The organism is Cupriavidus sp. SIMBA_020 (genome assembly GCF_046535395.1).
In the GTDB taxonomy this organism is placed as follows: domain Bacteria; phylum Pseudomonadota; class Gammaproteobacteria; order Burkholderiales; family Burkholderiaceae; genus Cupriavidus; species Cupriavidus campinensis.
Map to the genome: position 1 here is coordinate 1 of NZ_JAWRWU010000456.1, position 277 is coordinate 277.

Annotated in this window: 1 protein-coding gene; it reads left to right on the forward strand. The window is 68.2% G+C overall.

Annotated elements, in window-relative coordinates; translation table 11 throughout:
* Nucleotides 1–66 precede the first annotated feature (66 nt).
* Nucleotides 67–277, forward strand: a 211-nt coding sequence (locus tag SB751_RS30025; RefSeq protein ID WP_410749024.1) for an ArsR/SmtB family transcription factor, incomplete at its 3' end; no start/stop codon positions are given.

Here is a 277-nt window from a genome sequence, read left to right on the forward strand (position 1 = left end):
CTTTCCCGCAATTTTTCCAGCGAATTTTCCGGCGAATTTTCCGGTGGTGTTTCCGTCGACGAGCGCATCGCGCCGCTCGCCGATCTGTTTCGCCTGCTGGGCGATCCGACGCGCCTGAAGATCGTGCTGGTCTGCGTGGCCGGCCGCCGTGCGGTGGGCGCGATCGCCGATGCGCTGGGGCTCTCGCCGTCGCTCGTCAGCCACCATCTGCGGCTGTTGCGCGCGGCGCGCATCGTGCGGGCGGAGCGCGAGGGCAAGCAGGTGTTCTACGCCGCCG